The following is a 21625-nucleotide window of genomic DNA, read 5'->3' on the forward strand; positions in this document are numbered from 1 at the left end:
ACTATTTCGCCGTTTCAACAGATTCTTACGTACAAGGAACGTTCACAGGAAGTGTGAAATATGTTTCCCTTGTTGTGAATGGCACAGAATACGTGAAAACCCCTGTAAAAGATGCGAACACGTGGAGTTATTACTCTAAAGGCAAGATCGCGGTGGGTGATACGGTTTCTGTGAAAGGGTACAATGTCGCAGGCGTTGTAGTGGATGAAAAACCAGTCAATGTAATTCTTAACCCACCAGGCGATAGTACTGTTACAGCAAATAATTTTGTCTTGTACCAAGATAAGTATGTTACAGGAACGTATACAGGAAGCGTGAAATATGTTGCACTGAAAGTCAATGGCACAGTATTAGGTAAAATCCCAGTTTCAGGTGGCACTTACTCATACTATGCAAAACCAAATATCACTTCTGAAGAAGATGTAGTATCCGTCGTTGCGTATAATGGCGCAAGTGTCCAAGTAGCGGAAGCACCTTTCGAGGTAAGTGAACTTCAGACAACAAGTGAAATTACAGCGAATAATTATAGTCTTGGAGATGGTTCAATTGTCGGAACATACTCTGGAGATGTGAAATACATTTCTGCAACAGTGAATGACACAGAACTTTCTAAAATCCCAGTAGACGGGTCAGGCACATATGAATACTATATTCGCCGTTATATCACAAGTGATACAGATCGAATTGTAATGAAAGCCTACAATTCAAGAAATGAAGTTGGAGACACTGTTCAAGTAACCATCAATCCAAGTGGTCCATCAGCGATTACTGCACAGACTTACAACCTTGGTGATAGTTCAGTAGTCGGCACGTATTCTGGAAATGTGAAATATATTTCCGCAACTGTGAATGACACAGAACTATCTAGAATCCCAGTAGACGGTTCAGGCACATATGAATACTATATTCGCCGTTATGTCACAAGTGACCAGGATACTATCGTAATGAAAGCTTACACTGCAGGTGGAGCTGAGGTGGCTTCTAATAGAGTGACGATCCCACCAACTGCTCCAGCAACGTTAACAACAGATATCTTTACGATTGGAACTTCAAGGGAGGTCACAGGAACATCAACAAATGGTGTGAAATATATTGCGCTTAAAGTTGAAGGTGTCGTTAAATCTAAAATTCCAGTAAATGCAGATGGTTCGTTTACGTATTATGCGAAATCCTTACTGAAAACACCAGGTATGGAAGTTTCGATGATAGGTTATGACGGGGCGAACAATCAGGTTATTGAAACACCGGTAACGGTTCGATAAAATTTAACGTAATAAAGAAAGAGGCTAGGACATAAATTCTTAGCTGAACATGAAAACCGGGTAGAAAATCGAAAAAAGATTTTCTGCCCGGTTTTTTATTGAATAGACGTGTATGGGGGATATTTTTGCCATAATGGGAAGAGGAGAGAAATCATATAGCCATCTTGTTCTCATATAGCTAAACGAGAAAAATTGGTAACACGTTTTTTCTTCTGCAAACTTGTTTTGGAAAATATTCCTAACAACTATGTATTGAAGAATGCATTTTTGGTTTTTCCTCCGAACGCAATATATCAATTTATACAAAAAATCACCGGTTAATTCTAAAGGGGTGAGCAAAATAAAAAAGGTGATGGGAAGGCATATTAGGTGTGGCTTTCCCATCATCTTTTATTTGTTTTTACGAATTAATATGAGTCCGGATAATGTGGTGATAAGTAGTCAAATTAATTGTATTTTTTGTGGTGATTTGTCACCTGTTTTTGGTAGGGGACTAGTTGAAGGTACGGGGACTGGTTTTTGGCTTGTAGTCGGCGGCGTACTATTTTTTGTTGTTTCTTCAAAAGAAGTGTTTGGAATAATGGTTATTTTTAGTGTTAACGGGGAAGCGTTGTTGCCGTTCGGGTCGGTGCTGCTTACAGTGACTTCATAAGTTCCAACTGTGTTCCAATCTACTTGATTTAAGCCAGTGATTGTTAGTTCAGAGCCATCATCTGTATGTATATTTGCCAGTTCTTCGTATTCTGAGATAGTAAGCGGGGGATGACCTGCAACTATACGAATATCAGTACCGCTAATGATTGGAGCATTGGTATCTACTGCTGGCTTGGTCAGGAAAGTGACAGAATATACGAAATTAGGATATGATTTTTTGTAAGTTATGCTGACTTTGTCTGGGATAGAAGTTGAGGTATCCCAAGTATGATTGCCATTTGTGAAAGAATATGTATCACTTGGATAGGGTATGTTTTCAGTTAATGGTTCTTTGTAAAAATCATAAGCGATTGTTTTGGAAGCTGGAAGAGTGACTTTGTTCTGATTGATTTCTGTATTTGATAAATTTATAGTTTGATAGGCTAGTTTAAGTGAGCATCCTGCATCAAAAATATTTTTTAAAGGTGAGATATCACGAATATGGTTAGAACCTAAATCGAGATAAGTTAAGTGGGAGAAGTTTGTAAGCGTTGTGACATCAGTAAGTTCATTTGAGACCGCGAATAATTGTTTAAGGTTTGTTGAATTTTTAATATCACTTAGAGAAGACACTCCATTTTCTGAAAAATCGAGATAAAGTAAGTCTTCCATGTTCCTTAGAGCGGACAAATTTGTTACTTGATTAGCGGCAAAGTTCAAGTCAATTAGATTTGTTAATGTTTTAATAGCCGATAAATCAGTAATTTTGTTAGTATGCATCGACAAATCTGTCAACTGTGTTAAATTTTTAAAAACCGAAATATCTGAAATCTTATTGTCCCCGATAAATAAGATTTCTAAGTCATGCATATTTTGAAGAAAGGAGATATCAACAATTTGATTACCTTCAATATTTAAAGTTTTAAGTTTTGTTAGACCAGCTAGAGCAGAAATATTAGTAACCATATTCTGCCCTAAATCCAAGTACTCTAAATTGGTAAGGTATTGAAGGGCTGAAATATCGGATAGTTCAAAGTTACCTTGAAGATTTAAAGAAGTTAAAGCGTTTAAATGAGCTAATGGTGAAATGTCTGTGATGGAATTGACGCTTATATTTAGATCCACTAAATTATTTAAGTACTCGGCGCCTTGAATGGAACGGATGTTACAAAAGTTAGCATATATATCTGTTATTCGATTGAGCTCTTCTTGTGTCACAATGTCTGTACTTGAACTTGCTCCGGTTTCTTCCATGATAACTTCGCGGAAATGAACGTCTGGGAAGATAGATTCATAGGTGGAGTTTGGCAGCAAGTTTGTTGCATTCAAATCATTAGTAGGTTGAGAATCAAATGTTTGTGGGAGATTCTCGTCTGCTGCAAAAACAATGTATGTTGCACATAAATTTGTTGTTACAATAATGAAAGACGCTAATAAACATTTCAACAATTTTAAACACTATTTATTTACTTTAAATAAGATGGGATAGTTGCGGGGTGCAATTCGCGCATTTTAGTAATATCTACAACAATATTTGCGCCATCTTTAAAAATAATTTGATCTTTGTAAAGTAAATCAAGATGTTTATAAAAGCCACCTTGTGATAGCGTGGAATATTCCATCAGGCGTGTATGGGTATATTCTTTTGGAAGTTTAACGAAATGTGCACTTTCAACATTAGAATCCAACAAGTAGCTAAGGTTGAACATACATTGGACGAGTACATTTTCTTTGCTTCGAATGCTTAATAAAGATTTAAGATAGTAGTGCGACGAGAGACGCTTCATGATGTAATAAATGAAGGGAGCGTTATGCGGAAAAGAAAGTAGATACTCTAAATCTTCTTTTTTTATGGCATAGACTTTTGTTGTTGTCAAAGTCTCAAATATCATTCCTTTAAAATCATCAAAAATTTGACCGAATCCGACAATATCTCCTTCTGTGAAAAAGGAGTATACTTGGTCGCTTTTTGTTTCCATTGTTCTTTTAATATATCCCTCTACGATGCCTGATATAATAATGTAACAAACATCCATTTCATCAAAGGAAACAATTGTTCTCGCTGGAACTTCGAGTTCTTTAATTGCTTCCGGAAGTTCAACTTTGATGGCGCGGACGAATTCATTTGTACTAAAGAGAGTATTCATAATTTCACACCTTTCAATTAGCATAATACCATGTGAAACATAAAAGTGCACCCCACTTTAGTGCTGATTTAACCTATAATTTGTCTATTCTGTGAATTTTCTTTCATTAACTTTGAAAATGTGAACAAATTTCGAAAAAATGCATTTAGATAAGTAGAACTAACAACCGTTGTCAAATACTACTACGAAACGAAAACAATAAGATAGAAGAAAGCGAATGGAAATTTAAAAATAGGACTTCAATATAGGACTAAAAAGGATGGCTGGGAATGCTGTTGTATGGAATTAAATGGATAATCAAACTAGGAGGAGCTAATAGATGGGACTTGGACGATATTCGAAAGCGTTATCATGATATTATTGTATTTTCTGCGAGGGAAATGGTATTCTAAAACAAGAGGTGAAGGAAATGGAAGCATATCAAAATATTGATGAGTACATCGCGCAGTTTTCAGGGGAAACGAAAGAACGTCTTGAAAAGATTCGTGCTCTAGTTCATGAGATGGCGCCAGAAGCAACTGAGAAAATTAGTTACGGCATTCCAACATTTTATTTAAATGGTAATTTAGTTCATTTTGCCGGGTACAAAACGCATATTGGCTTTTATCCAGGGGCAAAAGGGGTAGCGACATTTTTAGCTGATGTAGAAGGAAAGTACAAATATTCAAAAGGGACTATTCAATTTCCGCTAAAAGAAGATTTACCTGTAGAATTAATTGAAAAAATTGTCAAATTCCGAACAGAAGAAAATCGCGCAAAATAAGGTTTTAACGAAAGTGAGTACAGGTATAGAAGAGTATAGTCCAAGTTTGAAATTGGAGGAATTAACATGACAAATTATAAACGTATTTTAGTTGCGGTAGATGGTTCAGACCAGTCAGAGGCGGCGTTTTATGAAGCAGTTAATCTAGCCAAAGCACTTGGTTCATCGCTTTCGCTCGCAAGTGTCATTGATGTTCGATCATTCCCAACATTTACAGCAGAAGGCAGGACATGGGAAGCTGAGTTAAGAGCTGATGTGGAAGAAATTCTTGCTAAGTATGTGCAAATCGCAAAAGAAAAAGGTGTAGAATCAGTCGGGACTTTTTTGGAAGTCGGTAACCCGAAAAAACTTTTAACAGAAGAGATTCCTGATTTATATGGTGCAGATTTAATTGTTTGCGGGGCGACGGGACTTAGTCGTTTGGAAAAAGTTTTAATGGGAAGTATTTCATCTTATATTGTGAAACACGCAAAATGCAATGTTTTAATTGCTAGATAATATAAAAAAGAAGGAGATCAGGGCTGATTTCCTTCTTTTTTGTATTTTTTTCATAGAAATTAGAGCATTTTCTTGGAAACCATGCTAAACTATAAAAAGGCGATGAAAAAAGAGGAGGGCGTTATGAACAGACAAGCTGAGTTTATTTTAACCATCATTGGCGCAGCATTTAGTATAGTGACAACTATTTTTATCGTAATCTATGCATTGTTTATGGGAATGGGTATTGCGGCAAGCTTAGAATTCGCGAGTGGAAATACTACAGCATGGTTTTTAGGAATATTTGTTGTCATTTTTGGCATGATTATTCTAATTTCAATTGCATCGGCAGTTTTTGGTTTTATTGCTGCATTTAAAATAAAGGAAGATGTTCCGAAAGTGCAAACGTATGCGATTATGTTAATTGTTCTAGGGGGCTTGCAAATTTCAAGCATTCAAGGGATTTTATTTTTAGTAGCTGGTATTTTAACAGTGACGAAAAAAACGCCGAAAGTCCCTTCTATTGAAAACGAGAGTGAGGAATAGACAGAATGGGTATGATGTTTTTATTTACGATTGGTTTATTATTTTTAGCGTTAGTGTCGCTTGCAGCACGCGCGATTGTAGCGGTCTGGATTTATAAAGATGCAGAAAGACGTGGGATGAATTCATTGCTTTGGTGTTTACTTATCGTATTCACAAGTGTGATTATCGTCTTGCTGGTTTATTTGTTTGTGAAGAAACCTAGCTTTGAACCCAAAAAAGGGTTGGGGCTTTTGATTACGGGTTGTGTTATGACAGGTATAAGCTTCGTTTTGAGCATTTTTGTTATCATTGGCTTTTTCGGTATGTTTGGGATGATGATGGATGGATTTGACGATGGTTATAACTACGATTACGACATGCATGACAATATGTTTGATGATTACGATTATGATTATGACGACGAGTATGATTTTTAAAACAGATGCTGCATCAAAGAACCCCTGCAAATAGTAGGGGTTTTTGTTTTTACTGAAACAGGGTAGGTAGAGAAAAAAGCGTTGTTAGGAGAAATTGTTATGGACACGGTTATTTTGATTACGATATTAATTGTCCTTGTGGGACTTACTTTCGATTTTATTAATGGATTTCATGATATTGCAAACGCTGTTGCGACGTGTATTTCAACGCGAGCTTTGAAGCCACGCGTCGCGATTTCAATGGCCGCTGTGATGAATTTTTTAGGGGCAATTTCTTTTACAGGTGTGGCAGAAAGTTTGACGAAAAGTATTGTGGATCCTTTCGCATTGCAGCACGGGGAATTTGTTGTTTTGTGCGGGTTAATTGCGGCCGTCATTTGGAATTTGCTTACTTGGCTAATTGGTATGCCGAGTAGTTCCTCTCACGCACTAATTGGGGCGATTGCGGGCGCTTCAATTGCATCGGCAGGATTTAGCGTTATTAATTTTGGCGGTTTTACGACAATTATTATTGCGCTCATCATTTCGCCAATTATTGGTTTTTCGGTCGGCTATTTGATTTATTCGGCGTTTAAATGGATTTTCAGAAACCGGAAGCGCGCGAAAACAAATCAGCGTTTTAAAGTCGCGCAAATTTTTACAGCGGCCATTCAGGCGTATGCCCACGGGACAAATGATGCGCAAAAAACGATGGGAGTCATTACACTTGCTCTTATTGCAGGAGGGCTCCTAAAAGAAACGGCGGGCGTTCCGTTTTGGGTTCAACTGTCCTGTGCGCTAGCGATGGCGATTGGCTCGTCAGTTGGTGGTTTTCGGATTATCAAAACCGTCGGCACGAAAATCATGCGTATTGAGCCTGTGACAGGCGTGGCAGCCGATATAAGCTCGCTTTCCGTTATCATGACAGCAACGCTCACGCACCTTCCCGTTAGCACGACGCAAGTTATCGATAGCTCGATTATGGGCGTCGGCACCGCGAATCACAAGAAAGAAGTGAACTGGCGGACGGGCAAAAACATGCTTGTTACATGGGTGATTACGCTTCCTATTGCAGGGGTACTCGCAGCGCTCGTTTACTGGGTGGCGGCTTTTCTTTTCTTATAAAAGGGAGTGTCTGCCATATTTTTTGATGGACTTAAAGGAGATTCTATGCAGAAAAAAGACAAAATTGTTTTTTCATTAGTGATTATTTTAGGCTTGCTTTCCGCGTTTGGCCCGCTGTCGCTCGACATGTACTTGCCAGCGCTACCAGACATTGCAAACGACATGGGGATTGCAGCATCTATGGCACAGCTTAGCTTGACGGCCTGCATGATTGGACTTGCAACCGGCCAGCTCGTCATCGGCGCGCTTAGTGATGCTGTCGGTCGCCGAAAACCACTTCTCATTGGCGTATTTACATACTTTATCATTTCCTTTCTTTGTATTTTTACAGGCAATATCATTTTATTTATCCTACTCCGTTTTATCCAAGGATTTGCTGGTGGGGCTGGAAGTGTGCTGTCCCGGGCAATTGCGCGCGACTATTACGAAGGGAAAAATTTAACGCGGTTTTTCAGCTTTTTAATGTTAATTAATGGGCTTGGCCCGATTTTAGCGCCGATAATTGGGAGCGGCATGCTGCTTGTGACAGACTGGCATGGGATTTTTATATTATTAACTGCAATCGGACTTGTCCTTTTCGTGTTATCGTTTTTCATGGTTAAGGAATCGCTACCGCAATCAGAACGCGAACAGGGCGGGCTAAAAGGAACGTTAGTGACGTTTGGCAAATTAATTCGCAGTGCTGATTTCATGCAGTTTGCCTTACCACAAGGCCTTTTAACGGGCATGATGTTTGCCTATATTGCGGCCTCGCCATTCGTTTTGCAAAGCATTTATGGTTTATCGCCGCAAATGTTCAGCTTATGCTTCGCTTTAAACGGATTAGGTCTTGTTATCGCTTCCCAATTAGCGGGAATGTTCAGCATGCGGTATACTGAAGTTAGCGTTTACAAATTCGGCATCACACTCGCTGTTTTGGCTAGTCTAGCCTTGCTATTTTTACTCGCTTTTTTAGCCCCCGTAATGGTTGTTATTGTCGTGTTGTTCCTTGCAATCTCAAGCGTTGGGATCATTAACACGGTCGGAACCTCGCTCGCAATGCAAAGCCAAACAAAAAATGCAGGGAGTGCATCCGCGCTAATCGGTCTAATGGGTTTCCTTTTCGGCGGGATTGTTTCACCACTTGTAGGGCTTGGTAGTGGGAAAACAGGCCTTCCAATGGGACTTGTTATGCTAGGTTGCGCGCTCGCAGCCGTCTTCGTTTTCCTATTTTATCAGAAGGGACGAATCAAACATGAAAATTGAACACGTTGCAATTTGGGTGAAAGATTTAGAAGTTATGCGCCAATTTTATGAACAATACTTCGAGGCCACTTCATCTGAAAAATACGTCAATGAAACGAAAGGCTTCGCATCTTATTTTCTGACAATGGCGTCTGATTGCCGAATCGAACTGATGACCCGTCGCGATATTGTTTCAGAAAAAGAAGGGGAACAATTTGGCTACGCGCATCTAGCCATCTCACTAGGCAGCAAGGAAAAGGTCGATCAATTTACCGAGATTTTTCAAAACGACGGATTTAAAATTGCAGGCCTGGCCCGAACAACAGGAGATGGTTACTATGAAAGTGTGATTTTGGATCCAGAAGGAAATACGATTGAATTAACGATATAAATTTCGAGGTGAAGAAAATGGAAATTAAAACAAATCCAATTGTTGTTGAAAAGTATAATTTTGAAACGAACGTGACAGAACAGACTAGCGGAGAAAACCAAATTAATGTGCAGCTAAATGAAGTTGAACCAGTTGGCGATGATAAATCGATTTTAGAAGCAGGTAAGATGTTTAAAATTGATGTGCCCTTTATATTAACACTCGACCGCTTCAAAATTGATGGACATATTAGCCGGATTATTCAAATTGTCGACTTTTTTGGTGCGGCAGAAGAGCTTGAAAAGCATTTAATGGCGGAACTTTCTGCGCCTTTAGTTGACTATATTAAACGCTTAACGTATGAAGTGACTGAAATCGCCTTTGATGAACCAGGCTTCCAACTTAAATTTGAATCGAACTGAGCCCGAGCAGGGGTTCAGTTTTTTTAGGAATTGGACTTGAATGTTAAACGTATTTTCGCTATGATGAAGGAAAGACAAGAACGGAGGGATAGTATGACAGAGAACGAAGAGCAAAAATTGTTTGATAAAGAAAAAGTCAAAGAAATTTCTGAAAAAGTCGGAGGAGCAGCAACAGATGCTGCTGGAAAAGCTGGCGAAGTTCTTGGAGATGCTGCCAAAATCGCAGTTTACGGGTCGCTTGAAGCGGCAAAAGTAATCGGTAAAACAAGTGGTTCCTTTCTAAAAGGCGTGAAACGTGGTTTTCAGAAAGATAAAGAATAAACAAGTCATTATGAGGTTTGGGAAATCCTAAACCTCATCGATTTTATTTAGGGAGTTTTTTGTGTGATAGCTTATTTTTCAAGTTTAAATCCTGTCTTATTAGCTCTTTTAGCAGGTTTATTTACATGGGGGTGTACGGCGCTCGGAGCCGCACTCGTTTTTTTCTTTAAAGATCTTAATCAAAAAATGACAAATGTTATGCTCGGTTTTGCTGCTGGTGTCATGCTTGCTGCAAGTTTTTGGTCACTTTTAAGCCCTGCGATTGAACAAAGTGCGGATATGGGACGGTTTTCATTTGTTCCAGCACTTGTCGGTTTTGTTTTAGGTGGCGTATTTTTAAGATTAGTTGACCGCATCATTCCGCATCTCCATCTAGGCTTTCCAGAAACGAGTAAAGAGGGTCCGAAAACAAAACTGCGTAAAAGCATTTTGCTCGTTTTATCGATAACGATACACAATATTCCAGAAGGAGCGGCAGTGGGAGTCGCTTTTGGAGCCGTTTTAGTCGGTGACACAGAAACTTTTGTTACGGCTGTTGTATTAGCTTTAGGAATAGGAATTCAAAATTTCCCAGAAGGAGCAGCTGTGTCTATTCCACTGCGCGGTGAAGGTTTAAGTCGCGCTAAAAGTTTCTGGTATGGACAACTTTCTGCTGTAGTGGAACCAATTTTCGCTGTTATCGGCGCATTGTTAGTCGTTTTTGTGACGCCAATTTTGCCATACGCGTTAGCTTTCGCTGCTGGAGCAATGATTTTTGTTGTGATTGAAGAATTAATTCCAGAGTCGCAAGTGGAAGGTTCAACGGATTTAGCCACTGCAGCAACAATGGCTGGCTTTGCGGTGATGATGGTTTTAGACGTTGCACTCGGATAAAAAAGTTTAAATTAATACTTTTAAAGAAAAATATGGTATACTTAATGATAGTGAACTTGTTCACAAACTATATAGATAGTTTTTTTGGAAACTTTGCTTTCCAATAACTATAAAAACACGAAAAAGCTCCCACTTTTCGTGTTTTTTTATTTGTGTGGCAAAACTGCCTTTAGCTCCTCTAAAATGGCCAATTGGAAACGATAATCTTCTTCAGTGCCGTGCAAGTTTGTCGAAAGTGACAGTTCACCGCGAAAAGTTGTAACCGCAACTTGGAAATAAGGCGCAAATTTGAGCGAACCCGAAATAAAAACGTCAGAAACCGTGATACCCCCAAAATCAAGCAATTTATCATCTATAATTCCCATATTGGTTAAACTCGTTTGTGGAATATTGTACCGCTTTTGCACTTGTTTTTTAAACACACGGTAGGGGAGAAACTTATAAATAAGTTCGAGTAGGTAAAATTTATGGAGTGGTTGCAAATCGCTTTTTTTCGCTTTGAAAATTTCTTTTTTCTTGAGTAAAGTAGTTTCCAAGCTTTCAAAATCGCTACCGCGAAATGAAAAAGTTAAATTGGCCGTTAAATTTGTGATGTCAGGCGTTTTTTTGGTAAACTTTCGCAAATCAATTGGGCAGTCGATGTCAAGTTCTGCGGTGTGCAACTTGTTGTGCAAGGCGATGCTAAACGCGGTGACTAGACAGTCGTTTATTGTCACCCCGTGGTTTTTGGCGTAGGCTTTTAACCAAGAAAATGATTCGTTTGAAACTTTAACGCGTAAAATATATGGGTGCGAATCGTCACCTTTTAGCGGGTAATTTGGATTTTTTGAAGGGCTTGGAGTGATTTTATCTGTTAAAAAATGCCATTTTTGAGCAAGCGAGAAGTTTTGAAAAACTTGATTCAAACTTCTGGACGGGGCTTCTTTTTTTATGGTGAAATCTGGATTTTGAACTAGTTTTGTGTAAAATTCGGCGAGTAAATATAAAAGCTGTTTAAAGCCGGCGCCGTCAGCGAGCATATGATTTAAAATGACGACAAGATTATCTTTTTGTGAAGTACGAATGACCGTCACCCGAATTTGTGGGCCCGTTAAAATATTTAATTTTTTAGTTAGCGCCTGTTGAATGACAGGGTTAGAGTCTTCTGTTTCGATAAGCGAAATGAAATTTTGGGCAGAAAAATCAGCTTCTACCCACTTGGCGCTAGTTTTAGTCTGTTGAAACTTACAAAATAAATGTGGCAATTTATTCCCCAATAAGCGGATTGTTTTTTCAAGAAGCATCAAATCTAGGTGCCCCTCCACTTCTAAATAAGCATGTAAATGATGATCATTTTTATGGTTTTCGCTTGAAATAAGATGTTTAATATCGGAACTTTCCGCTTTGTAATGTGGCATAAATGATTCCCCCTTGTTTGCCAATTTTCCCATTATAGCAAGGCTTTAAACGTTTTTTATAAAATTACTTTGACACATAGAGTAATTCATGTTAAACTAAGTTTATCAAATTAACTCTATGTGATAGAGTAATGCGTGGTAGAGTAATTTTGGAGGTGTTCAAAATACGAAGCGACATTTTGCGTGGCCACGTGGATTCGATTATTTTACGTATATTAATGGATGGTGATTCTTACGGTTATGAAATCTCAAAAGAAATTAGTGACCGAACGCGTGAGAAATTTCAAATTAAAGAAGCCACTTTATACGCAGTTTTTCAAAGGCTGGAGAAAAAGGGGTTCATCAAAAGTTATTATGGCGATCGAAGTCACGGCGGAAAAAGAAAGTATTACACAATTACAGCTCGTGGAAAAATGTATTTAGACGAAATGATAGTGGAATGGAAAGAAATCAAGGAAATTATGGCAGTATTTTTGGAGGAGAGTGCAAATTGAGAAGAATTTATGAGTTTGTAGACAAGATTTTTGATGACGTACCGAACAGCGACCGAGCTTTACAAGTAAAAGAAGAGATTTTACTAGACATGGAAGAAAAAGTATATGATTTAATGGAGCAAGGAAAATCGCAAGAAGATGCCATCAACAAAGTATTAGTGGACTTTGGCGATATTGATGAAATCAAAGCAGAACTTAAGATCGGCGGCAGTAAAAAGCTAGCTTATGCAAGACTGAACTTAGATTTCGCCATTTGGGGAAGCATTTTATTCATCGCATTATTTATCTTTATTAACGTTTACTATACGCCAAACACAATTTGGTTTGTATACCCGACATTTGGCATTTTATGGTGGCCGCTATCGATGTTTTATTACTGGCACCGTAAGAAGGAGGAATTAAAATAATGGACAAAAGCACAAGAGGCTTCTTATTTATAAGTTGCTGCTTTATCATCGGTTTTCTGATTTTACTAAATTTTCTAGTATTTCCGGGAGAAAACTGGTCAATTTATACAGCCGTTTTACTACTTTCACCAGCATATTTCTTTTTAGCAGACGGAAGCAAGCATTTGAGAAGCTATTCGCTCGTCACGAGTGTACTCATCATTGCCGTTTTAGCACTAACAAACTACTTTGAATCACCCGAATATGCTTGGATTTTATTCGCGATTCCTGCGATTCTCGCGTGGCCAATCATTATTTTTGGAGGAAAATATAGCGCCAAATTTGGTTACTCCTTCCTAATGAGTACGCTACTCGTCTTATGTTACATTGGCTTAAACATTTATTTCGAGCCGCGGTTCCCGTTTAGCATCTTCACCACTTTCGCGATTTACTGGTGGCCGCTATCTGTTGCACTCGCAAGATTCCCGCGTGCCTTTTCAGTTATTGGAACGATTTGGCTAACATTATTTTTTATCGTAACCAATTTTGTGACAACCGATGTGATTTGGTGTGTCTATCCTATTTTCGCCGTATTATTTTGGCCGCTATCGATGTTTTTCGCGCGCCACATCTTTACCTATTCCATTTTATGCACGATGTTAGTTAGCGCGTTCTTCATTGTTGTAAATTGGCTAACTACGCCAGAAGTAATTTGGGCTATTTATCCCATTTTTGCAGTCATCTGGTGGCCGCTATCCATATACTTCTTTGTATATCGGCGCCGAAATGTGAAACAGAAATTTTCATAAGCTACCTAAGAACCGTCCCTTTGGATGGTTTTTATTTTGAAATATCGTGATAAATGAAAAAAACGTTTTTTTTCATTTTCTTCTAATCTTTGAGTGATATATTCAAACGGTAACTATCATGAGAAAGTGAGAAAATTATGTTTAAAAATAAAAAAATTTGGATTGGGATTAGTTTTTTATGTGCGCTCTTTATTATGGCTATTTTATTTAAATCATCATCTGAAACTTACGAACAACAAACGCTTATTCCTTTGTTAGATCAGATTCTAGCAAGGCGACCGTTTGAAAATATTTTATCGCATATTTCATTTACATATGCGGGATCAGAAGTAAGTATTGCTGTAAAAGGCTACAGTGGATTCATTGAGTTTTTCCTTCGAAAAGGGGCTCACTTCTTTACTTATTTTATTATGGGAGGGGCTTTATTTCTCGGCGTGCGCGGCGTGACAAAGCAAAACAAATGGGCTTTTCCAGCTGGTCTCATTATTCCGCTCATTTTTGCCTCAACTGATGAGTACCATCAATATTTAACAGGCGGGCGAACACCGCTTTTGCAAGATGTAATGCTTGATTTTGTAGGGGCAACAATTGGAGTTGTGACCACCTTTTTTGTATTAAAACAATTGGAACATAAACGAAATTTAAAGAAAGAGGCCAACTAAGTTGACCTCACAAACTCTAAATTTAAGTAAAACAAAACGCAATCACACCATACCTGGACTGAGGACAAATGGTAAGATTTTAGGCAAAGCCGAGTACCGCACCGGAGCGTATTTGTATACGTGAGGAGTGGAACGCAGGTTTTAACGACGAAGATTGCCGTTTGTCCTCAGTCCAGAGGCCAACTAAGTTGGCCTCTTTTTTAATACATAGATTCGATGACAGGTTTTAATTTATCGATGACCAAACTGCTGCCACCACGACCTTTAACATCTTCTATCATGCCCAGGATTAAATAGTTGGGATTTTCTGCGTCGAAGGCATATAAAAAGCCGTTTTCAAGGCCATCTTCGCCTTGTTTTTGTTTTAATTCGGCTGTGCCCGTTTTAGCAGCAATTTTATGACTGGAATTTAATTTGTGGGCGGTCCCATTTGGATCCGATACTGTTTTAATAAGCGCATCTTTTACAAGATTTGCCGATTCTGCTTTGATGGCTTGTTTAGATTCAGCTTGTTTTGCATCGCTGGCTAATTTTGGATAGACCATTTTACCGCCATTCGCAATGGCCGTGTAGGCGACCGCTTGTTGAACAGGACTCATGAGCAATTCGCCTTGCCCGTATGAGGTGTCGGCTAATAAAATGTCGGAGTTTAATCCATCATTTGAAATTTGTGCGGGCTCCATTGAAAACGGTAAATCGAATTCTTGGTCAAAATCAAACTTTTTGAGACCAGTCGTCAAGCGATCCTTGCCAATTTCAAGGCCTTCTTGCGCAAAATAAATGTTGTCCGAATAGACGAGGGCGTCTGTCATGTTGACCGATGGCTTTTCATGAACGCGTGTCACAAAATAATTGCCCCATGAAGCGTCTTTTTGCCACTTAAGGCCATCAATTTGGCGTGTTTTATCTGGTGTTGTGACACCTAAGTCTAAGCCGATTCCCGCCGTAATCGTTTTAAACGTAGAACCGGGAGCGTAACGCGTCGCATAGCGCGCTAAAAACGGCGTGCGCTTGTCTTCGCTATATTTTTTGTAGTCGCTAGCGGAAATGCCAGCTGCCATTTTGTTTGCATCATATGAAGGTGTGCTAACGAGCGCTAATAAATCGCCACTTTGAGGGTTAATCATCGTGACCGCGCCAGCTTCATTTCCAAGGCTATCAAACGCTTTTTTCTGAATATCAGCGTCGATTGTTAGGTGAACGGGTTCGCCGTCGTTACGTGCTACTTTTTGCAGTGTAGATTCTTGTTTGGTGCGGTCGTTAATAATTTTAATTTCGCCACCGTTTTTACCGCGGAGCTTTTTATCATAATAGCGTTCAAGACCCGTTTTTCCAATGATATCGCCAACATTTAACTGCGGATTTTTCTCAATATCTTCGGCGCTTACTTCACCGACGTAACCAATTAGATGGGCAGTCGCTTGGTTTAGCGGATAAGTTCGGAGCTCTTTTTGGGCGTAGGCAAGGCCGGTTGATTCGGGTAAGTTGCCACTCAAAATGGTCTTGATGGGAACGAAACTATCAGCTTTAACCCATTTTTGTTCCAAAGCGTGGTTAATCTCTTCTGCTGGAACGTCAAGTTTTTGGCTAATGGCCATGATATTTTGCGTTTTTTCATCGCCTTCCCCAAGCTTTTCAGGGACCACACCTGCTTCATTGAAGTTGCCGATCGTCGCCAGTTTTTTCTGATTTCGGTCGAGAATATCGCCGCGTTTCGCTTCATCTGTCACAAGTCTAACTTTGTCATCTTTCACCATTCCAGGAAAAACAAGAGCGGGCACCCAGTCCACTTTCCATTCCTCATCTTCCTTAGAAATAGTCGATTTATAACTTTGGGTTTTGAGTTTTCCGAGGCTTGTTTGCATGTTTAAATCATAGGTCAAGTCATAAGTACGACTGTTCTCGCCTGGTGTAACTTGCAAGTTGTCCACTTGAACATCTTTGACCCCAAGACCACCAAAAACCGTGGTGTACTTTGTTTCCAAATCTTTTTTTGTGAAGTCTACGGCTTTTAATGATTTGGAAGTTACATATGTATCAAGCTTCGCATAGTTTTCCCGCGCAATTTGATTGGTGAATGCCACTGCCGCGTCTTTCGCTTTTTTATCCGCTGATTTATTTAACACGATAAAAAATGTGATTCCTCCGGCAATAAGTAACACGGCAAGAGCCGAAATGCCAATTATCCACCATTTCTTTCTACTAGTATTCATTTTTTTATCACCTCTATGAAAATTATTTTACATTTTATTCTTGCTCATGTCATACTTTTTTCTTATTTTATTGATAAATTGGAAGGATAAGAAAGGATGATGACTTTATGGAAGAACAAAATCAGATTACGTACTCTACAAAAACGCCGCAAAACAAATGGAAGATAGCGACGATTATTATTAGTGTATGTTCCATTATTGTAATTGCAATTTTAAGTTATATGCTCGTAACAACAAATACAGGAAATGATATGAACGGAACAATGCAACAACAAAATGGTGGTCCAGGCAACTTTGGTCAACAAAATGGAACGAGCCAAGAAGGCATGACACCGCCTGATGCGAATTCTGGTGCGACGCAAGACGGAGGAAGTTCAGACTCAGGAAATTCGAGTGATAGTAGTGATTCGTCCACATTTTAATAATTTTAATATAGCAGAATTGTGCATGAAAAAAGTAGTATTTTCCTAATCTTTAACAATTCTTATATGTTTTCAGTCTCTTTTTTTGATAATTTATTGTAAGATAAGGGTATCAAAGGATACTTGGAGTTAAAAATAGAGGTGAAAAATATGGCAAGACATGCTGAGCATAAGAAAGTTAGGAAAGGTCGCGTTTTTGGCACAATTCTGCTTTTGCTCGTTTTAGTACTATTAGTTTTTGGAGTTGTAGGCTTTTTTCAATATAAATCCAGCTTAAAAGAAGCGGAAGCAGACAATGCGTTAAAGGAATTTACATTTAATGGTGAGAAGCCTTCTGGTGATAGTGTAAACATTCTATTTATCGGTAGTGACTCGCGAGGTGAGGATCAAGGTCGTTCAGATTCACTAATGATTGCGCATTATGACAAAAAGAAGAAAGAGCCTAAAATTGTTTCGCTTATGCGCGATACATATGTAGATATTCCAGGACATGGCAAAAATAAAATCAACGCGGCTTATTCCTACGGTGGGCCAGAACTTGTGCGTCAAACGGTTAAGGAAAACTTCGGAATTGATTGCAATTACTACGTTGTGACAAGTTTTGAAAGCTTCCCGAAAGTCATTGATACGCTTGCGCCAGATGGGATTGAAATTGACGCGGAAAAAGATATGTCACAAAATATTGACGCTAACATAAAAGCCGGCAAGCAAAAAATGGACGGTCATACACTCCTTCAATATGCTCGCTTTAGAAAAGATGAAGAGGGCGATTTTGGACGGGTAAGACGCCAACAACAAGTGCTTGCGGCTGTGAAAGATCAGGCGATTACGGCAACGAGCGTGTTTAAATTACCGAGCGTGCTCGGCACTGTGCAAGGCTACACTACAACGGATTTACCGACTTCTCTTGTGCTTAAAACGGGGCTGGACTTCGCACTTGGCAGAACGTCTGACTTGGAGACACTCACAGTTCCTGTGAAGGGCACTTGGGAAAATCAGCGCATTTCGGGCGCTGGGGCGGTGCTGCGAATTGATATTGCGAAAAACGCAGCCGCGATTCAAGATTTCATCAAATAGGAGGTTATCATGAAACCTGAAATTGTCAAACAAGGGGATAAATTGATTTTTTGTGCGGTGCAAACAATTGATGCGCCGATGACTTCTTGCTTTGAGCTAGTATCTACGACGGAAGGTCTCGGAAAATGGTTTGCTGAACTCGAAATGGGGCAGCTTTCAGCGGACGGCTATTTGCTTTTTAAAATGACGGAAACCGAAAAAATTGAAATGCCTATTTTAGAATTCGAGGAAAATGTGGCGCTTGGTTTTGCTTGGGATAACGATGCGGTCTACTTTCGTTTTGCCCCGTTAAGCGAAAATGAAACGCAGCTTATTTTCACCGAAGAAATCGTGCAAGTAACCGATCATACGCCGCGCGACTTGGCTGGCTGGACAATCTGTCTTGATGCGTTCAAAAAAGCGCTTGAAGGTGAAGAATTTACGTTTGATAAAGCCTATTCTGACGTTTTGTATGAAGAATATCGAAAAAAATTAGTGGAGTGGCTTAATTAAGTCGCTTCACTCTTTTTTATTCCCAATCGTTCTCTTCCTATTAGGCGTGTTTATTTTGCAAAGTCCTGCAAAAAATTTAAAAAAGTATTTAAGTTCATGTATAATGGGTAAAGACAACATGAAAGGGAGTGGAAATTTTGAAAAAATGGAACTGGACTAGGATATTAGCCATTTTCGTACTTGTAACTTTATTAGTGTCAATTGTCTACGCTACGGTTAACTTAATTTTAACACCAGCCGACGCTTATCTTGGCGAAGGAGAAAAAACGCGCGGAGATTACACATTAATGATTTTACAATGTATTCTTGGTGTTGTCGTGCTCTTTTTACCATCTATGTTAAGTAAAAGAATGAAGTTCGAAATACCTGATGCGATGTATATTGTCTTTATAATTTTCCTTTATTGCGCTATTTATTTAGGTGAGGTACAAAGTTTTTATTACTTAATTCCAAATTGGGACACGATTTTACACACGTTTAGTGGTGCGATGCTCGGGGGACTTGGTTTTTCTATCGTCAACTTGCTAAACAATAACGAAAATGTTTCGTTAAACATGAGCCCGTTTTTCGTGGCACTGTTCGCGCTTAGTTTTGCAGTATTCCTTGGTGTTTTATGGGAATTCTATGAGTTCGGAGCCGATTCATTAGGCATGAACATGCAAAAAACAATGCTTGAAAATGGGACGCCGCTTGAAGGACATGCTGCAGTTGCGGATACAATGGGTGACCTATTTGTAGACTTCTTAGGTGCGCTCGTCATTTCGATAATTGGCTATATTTCGATACGCAAGAAAAAAGGCTGGATGTCGAAATTTGAATTTAAAAAAGTAGTCAAAAAATAACGGTTAGATGGCAAATGGTGAACTTCAAAATCTCTGAAGTTTACCATTTGCCTATTTTATAATGGGCACCTTTTTATCCGCTTTGCGAAGGATTTTGTTTAGAAATCTTGTTCACGTGGTAGTGATGCAAATAACGAGGGAAGGTGACCAAAATGAAACAAATCGTATTAAAAGCTAGACCTACAGGCAAACTGAGCGCAGATTTATTTGAGACAAAAGAAGTTCGTTTAAATGGCCTGCATGACGGGGAGTTACACTTGCAACTTGTTTACCTTTCTGTTGACCCCTATTTGCGCGGCAGAATGAATGCGGACTCGTCGAATATGCCACCATTTAAAATTGGGCAGCCTATGAAAAGCAGCGGCGTTTTGCGTGTGGTTCGCTCCGCTAGTCGCGATTTTGCGGAAGGCGATTTTGTGGTGGGGCAAGTTCCGTGGCAAGAGGAAGTCATTCTTTCTGAGGGGAAAGTGCGCAAAATTGATACGAGCGTTATTTCGGCGAAAGCGTATCTAGGCGTAATAGGAATGACTGGGCTAACGGCTTATTTTGGCTTACTCGATATTGGACAGCCAGAGAAAGATGAAACGGTTGTTGTGAGTGCGGCGGCGGGGGCAGTTGGGTCTACGGTCGGTCAAATTGCTCAAATTAAGGGCGCTCACGTAATTGGTATTACCGGTACGGACGATAAAGCGCGCTATTTAGTCAAAGAGATTGGGTTTAATGCGGCGGTGAATTATCGTGATCCGAATTTTGCCGAAAACTTGAAGCGGGCGTGTCCGAACGGAATTGATGTTTATTTTGAGAATGTTGGCGGCGAAATTAGTGACACTGTCTGGCCGCTCCTCAACAATTTTGCGCGTATTCCGGTGTGTGGTACGATTTCGAATTACAACTTGCCGGCAGAAGAAGATGTGGGGCCTCGCATTCAGCGCTATTTGATTCAAGCGAATGCGCGTATGCAAGCTTTTTCCGTGACAAATTATCAGGCGGATTATAAAGAGGCGACGAAACAGCTTGTTAAGTGGCTTGAGGAAGGGAAACTCACGCATAAGGAAACAGTTTTAAAAGGCTTTGACCAAATTGTTCCGGCATTTCTTTCATTATTTGAAGGGAAAAATATCGGGAAAATCATTGTGGAAATGGCCTAGCGCTTGCTGGGCTTATTTTTAAGGAGGAAATTATGGCTTACGTTGATTTATCGCATACAATTGGGGGGCGCTCGCCTGTTTATCCGGGGGACAGTGCGACAAACATTGTGCAAACTCGTTTTTTTGAAAAAGATGGTTATGTGATTCATGAAGTGGAAACGAATTTGCATGTTGGAACGCATGTTGATATGCCGATGCACCTTGTGCCGGATGCTCGTTTTGCAGCGGCTTTTCCGGTCGAAGCATTTACTGGGAAGGCCGTCTTATTTGATGTGCGCGGGCTGTCAGAAATTGACTGGCAGACTCAATTTGAGTGCGTTAAACTGGGCGACATCGTTTTGTTTTACACGGGATTTGATGCTTATTACGGCGAAGAAAAATATTATACGCAGCATCCGATTTTAACGGAAAATTTGGCGAAGATGCTTGTGGAAAAGCAAATCAAGATGGTCGGAATCGACACCCCCTCGCCTGATTTCGCCCCGTTTATCGTGCATCAAACGCTACTTGCGGCAGGCATTTTTATTTTGGAGAACCTAACAAATTTACGCGCCTTACTTTCAGCTCCCGAAGTCGAATTGCATGCGGTCCCGCTCAAAATTGAGGCTGAGGCAAGCATCGTTCGCGCGTACGCAAAAATCTAGTTTTAATCCAAATATATGACAAACCTAAAAATTGATAGTATGCTTTTTAAGAAGGGGGGATGTCAACATGAAGAAATTCGCACAGGAATTTAAAGATTTTGCACTGAAAGGAAATGTGCTCGATTTGGCAGTCGGTGTTGTAATCGGGGCTGCATTCGGAAAAATTGTGGCTTCGCTTGTCGACAACATTATTATGCCACTTGTTGGGATGATTTTAGGCGGTGTCAGCTTTGAAGACTTGCACGTTGTTGTAGGCTCTGCGGACTTAAAATACGGGTTGTTCATTCAATCTGTTGTTGATTTTGTCATCATTGCGCTCTCACTATTTATTTTTATCAAAGTCCTGATTGGTCTCTCGAAGCGTCGCGGCGAAGAAGAGGCAGAAGCACCAGTAGAAATTACCAAATCGGAAGAATATTTAAAAGAAATTCGCGATTTGTTGCAAAATAAGAAAGAGGTTTAACTTACATAAACGAGGTCA

General features: G+C 39.6%; 26 protein-coding genes. 22 read left to right on the forward strand and 4 right to left on the reverse strand.

Annotated features, from left to right (window positions below):
• Positions 1-1262, forward strand: a 1262-nt coding sequence (locus tag CFS04_RS08340) for an immunoglobulin-like domain-containing protein (RefSeq protein ID WP_369821519.1), incomplete at its 5' end; no start/stop codon positions are given.
• A 441-nt stretch (positions 1263-1703) separates the two neighbouring features.
• Here the strand turns inward: CFS04_RS08340 and CFS04_RS08345 are convergent.
• Both CFS04_RS08345 and CFS04_RS08350 read right to left on the reverse strand, forming a co-directional pair.
• Complete coding sequence (locus CFS04_RS08345) at positions 1704-3341, reverse strand: leucine-rich repeat domain-containing protein (RefSeq protein ID WP_159457893.1); 1638 nt, start codon at positions 3339-3341, stop codon at positions 1704-1706.
• A gap of 20 nt (positions 3342-3361) precedes the next feature.
• On the reverse strand, positions 3362-4042 hold the full coding sequence (locus CFS04_RS08350) for a Crp/Fnr family transcriptional regulator (RefSeq protein ID WP_088810187.1): 681 nt from the start codon (positions 4040-4042) through the stop codon (positions 3362-3364).
• Between the two features lie 409 nt (positions 4043-4451).
• On the opposite strand from CFS04_RS08350, the gene CFS04_RS08355 reads away from it, so the two are divergent.
• From CFS04_RS08355 to CFS04_RS08400, 10 genes are all read left to right on the forward strand, one after another.
• Positions 4452-4805 carry an iron chaperone gene (locus tag CFS04_RS08355; RefSeq protein ID WP_088810188.1) on the forward strand — a complete coding sequence of 118 codons (354 nt, stop codon included), beginning with the start codon at positions 4452-4454 and terminating at the stop codon, positions 4803-4805.
• A gap of 66 nt (positions 4806-4871) precedes the next feature.
• Positions 4872-5303, forward strand: a complete 432-nt coding sequence (locus CFS04_RS08360) for a universal stress protein (RefSeq protein WP_088810189.1) — start codon at positions 4872-4874, stop codon at positions 5301-5303.
• A gap of 123 nt (positions 5304-5426) precedes the next feature.
• Complete coding sequence (locus tag CFS04_RS08365; RefSeq protein ID WP_088810384.1) at positions 5427-5828, forward strand: DUF4064 domain-containing protein; 402 nt, start codon at positions 5427-5429, stop codon at positions 5826-5828.
• Positions 5829-5833: 5 nt separating this feature from the next.
• Positions 5834-6244, forward strand: a complete 411-nt coding sequence (locus CFS04_RS08370; protein WP_088810190.1) for a peptidase — start codon at positions 5834-5836, stop codon at positions 6242-6244.
• A gap of 99 nt (positions 6245-6343) precedes the next feature.
• Positions 6344-7348 carry an inorganic phosphate transporter gene (locus tag CFS04_RS08375; protein ID WP_088810191.1) on the forward strand — a complete coding sequence of 335 codons (1005 nt, stop codon included), beginning with the start codon at positions 6344-6346 and terminating at the stop codon, positions 7346-7348.
• Between the two features lie 45 nt (positions 7349-7393).
• The gene (locus tag CFS04_RS08380) at positions 7394-8593 is read left to right on the forward strand and encodes a multidrug effflux MFS transporter (RefSeq protein ID WP_088810192.1); all 1200 of its coding nucleotides are present in this window, start codon (positions 7394-7396) and stop codon (positions 8591-8593) included.
• Positions 8583-8963, forward strand: coding sequence for a VOC family protein (locus tag CFS04_RS08385; protein WP_088810193.1), 381 nt, complete (start codon positions 8583-8585; stop codon positions 8961-8963). Before CFS04_RS08380 ends, CFS04_RS08385 begins: the two co-directional genes overlap by 11 nt.
• 17 nt (positions 8964-8980) lie before the next feature.
• Positions 8981-9364, forward strand: coding sequence for a DUF1149 family protein (locus CFS04_RS08390; RefSeq protein ID WP_088810194.1), 384 nt, complete (start codon positions 8981-8983; stop codon positions 9362-9364).
• A 93-nt stretch (positions 9365-9457) separates the two neighbouring features.
• Entirely contained in the window at positions 9458-9685 is a 228-nt protein-coding gene (locus CFS04_RS08395; protein WP_088810195.1) for a hypothetical protein, read from the forward strand.
• A gap of 63 nt (positions 9686-9748) precedes the next feature.
• Positions 9749-10558 carry a ZIP family metal transporter gene (locus CFS04_RS08400; RefSeq protein WP_088810196.1) on the forward strand — a complete coding sequence of 270 codons (810 nt, stop codon included), beginning with the start codon at positions 9749-9751 and terminating at the stop codon, positions 10556-10558.
• Between the two features lie 146 nt (positions 10559-10704).
• Here the strand turns inward: CFS04_RS08400 and CFS04_RS08405 are convergent, their stop codons facing one another.
• The gene (locus CFS04_RS08405) at positions 10705-11955 is read right to left on the reverse strand and encodes a condensation domain-containing protein (protein ID WP_088810197.1); all 1251 of its coding nucleotides are present in this window, start codon (positions 11953-11955) and stop codon (positions 10705-10707) included.
• A 131-nt stretch (positions 11956-12086) separates the two neighbouring features.
• Here CFS04_RS08405 and CFS04_RS08410 point away from each other — a divergent pair, with 131 nt between their 5' ends.
• The 4 genes from CFS04_RS08410 to CFS04_RS08425 all read left to right on the forward strand — a co-directional run bounded on the left by CFS04_RS08410 (position 12087) and on the right by CFS04_RS08425 (position 14306).
• Positions 12087-12449, forward strand: a complete 363-nt coding sequence (locus CFS04_RS08410; RefSeq protein WP_088810198.1) for a PadR family transcriptional regulator — start codon at positions 12087-12089, stop codon at positions 12447-12449.
• Complete coding sequence (locus tag CFS04_RS08415) at positions 12446-12856, forward strand: permease prefix domain 1-containing protein (RefSeq protein WP_088810199.1); 411 nt, start codon at positions 12446-12448, stop codon at positions 12854-12856. Before CFS04_RS08410 ends, CFS04_RS08415 begins: the two co-directional genes overlap by 4 nt.
• Positions 12856-13644 (forward strand): hypothetical protein, encoded by a 789-nt coding sequence (locus CFS04_RS08420; protein ID WP_088810200.1) that lies wholly within the window; start codon positions 12856-12858, stop codon positions 13642-13644. The genes CFS04_RS08415 and CFS04_RS08420 overlap by 1 nt, the downstream gene beginning before the upstream one ends.
• A 137-nt stretch (positions 13645-13781) precedes the next feature.
• Entirely contained in the window at positions 13782-14306 is a 525-nt protein-coding gene (locus tag CFS04_RS08425) for a VanZ family protein (RefSeq protein WP_088810201.1), read from the forward strand.
• A 200-nt stretch (positions 14307-14506) separates the two neighbouring features.
• Here the strand turns inward: CFS04_RS08425 and CFS04_RS08430 are convergent, their stop codons facing one another.
• The gene (locus CFS04_RS08430; RefSeq protein WP_088810202.1) at positions 14507-16519 is read right to left on the reverse strand and encodes a penicillin-binding transpeptidase domain-containing protein; all 2013 of its coding nucleotides are present in this window, start codon (positions 16517-16519) and stop codon (positions 14507-14509) included.
• A gap of 107 nt (positions 16520-16626) precedes the next feature.
• Between CFS04_RS08430 and CFS04_RS08435 the strand changes: the two genes are divergently transcribed.
• The 7 genes from CFS04_RS08435 to mscL all read left to right on the forward strand — a co-directional run bounded on the left by CFS04_RS08435 (position 16627) and on the right by mscL (position 21607).
• Positions 16627-16941 carry a hypothetical protein gene (locus CFS04_RS08435; protein WP_088810203.1) on the forward strand — a complete coding sequence of 105 codons (315 nt, stop codon included), beginning with the start codon at positions 16627-16629 and terminating at the stop codon, positions 16939-16941.
• Positions 16942-17091: 150 nt separating this feature from the next.
• Positions 17092-18018 (forward strand): LCP family protein, encoded by a 927-nt coding sequence (locus CFS04_RS08440; RefSeq protein WP_088810205.1) that lies wholly within the window; start codon positions 17092-17094, stop codon positions 18016-18018.
• A 9-nt stretch (positions 18019-18027) separates the two neighbouring features.
• The gene (locus tag CFS04_RS08445) at positions 18028-18510 is read left to right on the forward strand and encodes an ATPase (protein WP_088810207.1); all 483 of its coding nucleotides are present in this window, start codon (positions 18028-18030) and stop codon (positions 18508-18510) included.
• 137 nt (positions 18511-18647) lie between these two features.
• Positions 18648-19352: a hypothetical protein gene (locus CFS04_RS08450; RefSeq protein ID WP_244169936.1), complete on the forward strand. Its 705-nt coding sequence runs from the start codon at positions 18648-18650 to the stop codon at positions 19350-19352.
• Positions 19353-19504: 152 nt separating this feature from the next.
• Positions 19505-20500 (forward strand): NADP-dependent oxidoreductase, encoded by a 996-nt coding sequence (locus tag CFS04_RS08455; protein ID WP_088810210.1) that lies wholly within the window; start codon positions 19505-19507, stop codon positions 20498-20500.
• Positions 20501-20532: 32 nt separating this feature from the next.
• Positions 20533-21144 (forward strand): cyclase family protein, encoded by a 612-nt coding sequence (locus tag CFS04_RS08460; protein ID WP_088810212.1) that lies wholly within the window; start codon positions 20533-20535, stop codon positions 21142-21144.
• 67 nt (positions 21145-21211) lie between these two features.
• A complete protein-coding gene (gene mscL, locus CFS04_RS08465) occupies positions 21212-21607 on the forward strand; it encodes a large-conductance mechanosensitive channel protein MscL (RefSeq protein ID WP_088810213.1) in 396 nt (131 codons plus the stop codon).
• Positions 21608-21625: the final 18 nt, after the last annotated feature.

Source organism: Listeria sp. ILCC796, from assembly GCF_900186175.1.
Taxonomy (GTDB): domain Bacteria; phylum Bacillota; class Bacilli; order Lactobacillales; family Listeriaceae; genus Listeria; species Listeria goaensis.

Excerpts from the sequence above, each read along its gene's own strand:
- CFS04_RS08425 (WP_088810201.1), top strand. The coding sequence starts at position 13,782 with ATGTTTAAAAATAAAAAAATTTGGATTGGGATTAGTTTTTTATGTGCG.
- CFS04_RS08380 (WP_088810192.1), top strand. The coding sequence starts at position 7,394 with ATGCAGAAAAAAGACAAAATTGTTTTTTCATTAGTGATTATTTTAGGC.
- CFS04_RS08365 (WP_088810384.1), top strand. The coding sequence starts at position 5,427 with ATGAACAGACAAGCTGAGTTTATTTTAACCATCATTGGCGCAGCATTT.
- CFS04_RS08430 (WP_088810202.1), bottom strand. The coding sequence starts at position 16,519 with ATGAATACTAGTAGAAAGAAATGGTGGATAATTGGCATTTCGGCTCTT.
- CFS04_RS08410 (WP_088810198.1), top strand. The coding sequence starts at position 12,087 with ATGCGTGGTAGAGTAATTTTGGAGGTGTTCAAAATACGAAGCGACATT.
- CFS04_RS08360 (WP_088810189.1), top strand. The coding sequence starts at position 4,872 with ATGACAAATTATAAACGTATTTTAGTTGCGGTAGATGGTTCAGACCAG.
- CFS04_RS08355 (WP_088810188.1), top strand. The coding sequence starts at position 4,452 with ATGGAAGCATATCAAAATATTGATGAGTACATCGCGCAGTTTTCAGGG.
- CFS04_RS08455 (WP_088810210.1), top strand. The coding sequence starts at position 19,505 with ATGAAACAAATCGTATTAAAAGCTAGACCTACAGGCAAACTGAGCGCA.
- mscL (WP_088810213.1), top strand. The coding sequence starts at position 21,212 with ATGAAGAAATTCGCACAGGAATTTAAAGATTTTGCACTGAAAGGAAAT.
- CFS04_RS08385 (WP_088810193.1), top strand. The coding sequence starts at position 8,583 with ATGAAAATTGAACACGTTGCAATTTGGGTGAAAGATTTAGAAGTTATG.
- CFS04_RS08440 (WP_088810205.1), top strand. The coding sequence starts at position 17,092 with ATGGCAAGACATGCTGAGCATAAGAAAGTTAGGAAAGGTCGCGTTTTT.
- CFS04_RS08420 (WP_088810200.1), top strand. The coding sequence starts at position 12,856 with ATGGACAAAAGCACAAGAGGCTTCTTATTTATAAGTTGCTGCTTTATC.
- CFS04_RS08350 (WP_088810187.1), bottom strand. The coding sequence starts at position 4,042 with ATGAATACTCTCTTTAGTACAAATGAATTCGTCCGCGCCATCAAAGTT.
- CFS04_RS08395 (WP_088810195.1), top strand. The coding sequence starts at position 9,458 with ATGACAGAGAACGAAGAGCAAAAATTGTTTGATAAAGAAAAAGTCAAA.
- CFS04_RS08460 (WP_088810212.1), top strand. The coding sequence starts at position 20,533 with ATGGCTTACGTTGATTTATCGCATACAATTGGGGGGCGCTCGCCTGTT.
- CFS04_RS08390 (WP_088810194.1), top strand. The coding sequence starts at position 8,981 with ATGGAAATTAAAACAAATCCAATTGTTGTTGAAAAGTATAATTTTGAA.
- CFS04_RS08445 (WP_088810207.1), top strand. The coding sequence starts at position 18,028 with ATGAAACCTGAAATTGTCAAACAAGGGGATAAATTGATTTTTTGTGCG.
- CFS04_RS08375 (WP_088810191.1), top strand. The coding sequence starts at position 6,344 with ATGGACACGGTTATTTTGATTACGATATTAATTGTCCTTGTGGGACTT.
- CFS04_RS08405 (WP_088810197.1), bottom strand. The coding sequence starts at position 11,955 with ATGCCACATTACAAAGCGGAAAGTTCCGATATTAAACATCTTATTTCA.
- CFS04_RS08370 (WP_088810190.1), top strand. The coding sequence starts at position 5,834 with ATGGGTATGATGTTTTTATTTACGATTGGTTTATTATTTTTAGCGTTA.
- CFS04_RS08435 (WP_088810203.1), top strand. The coding sequence starts at position 16,627 with ATGGAAGAACAAAATCAGATTACGTACTCTACAAAAACGCCGCAAAAC.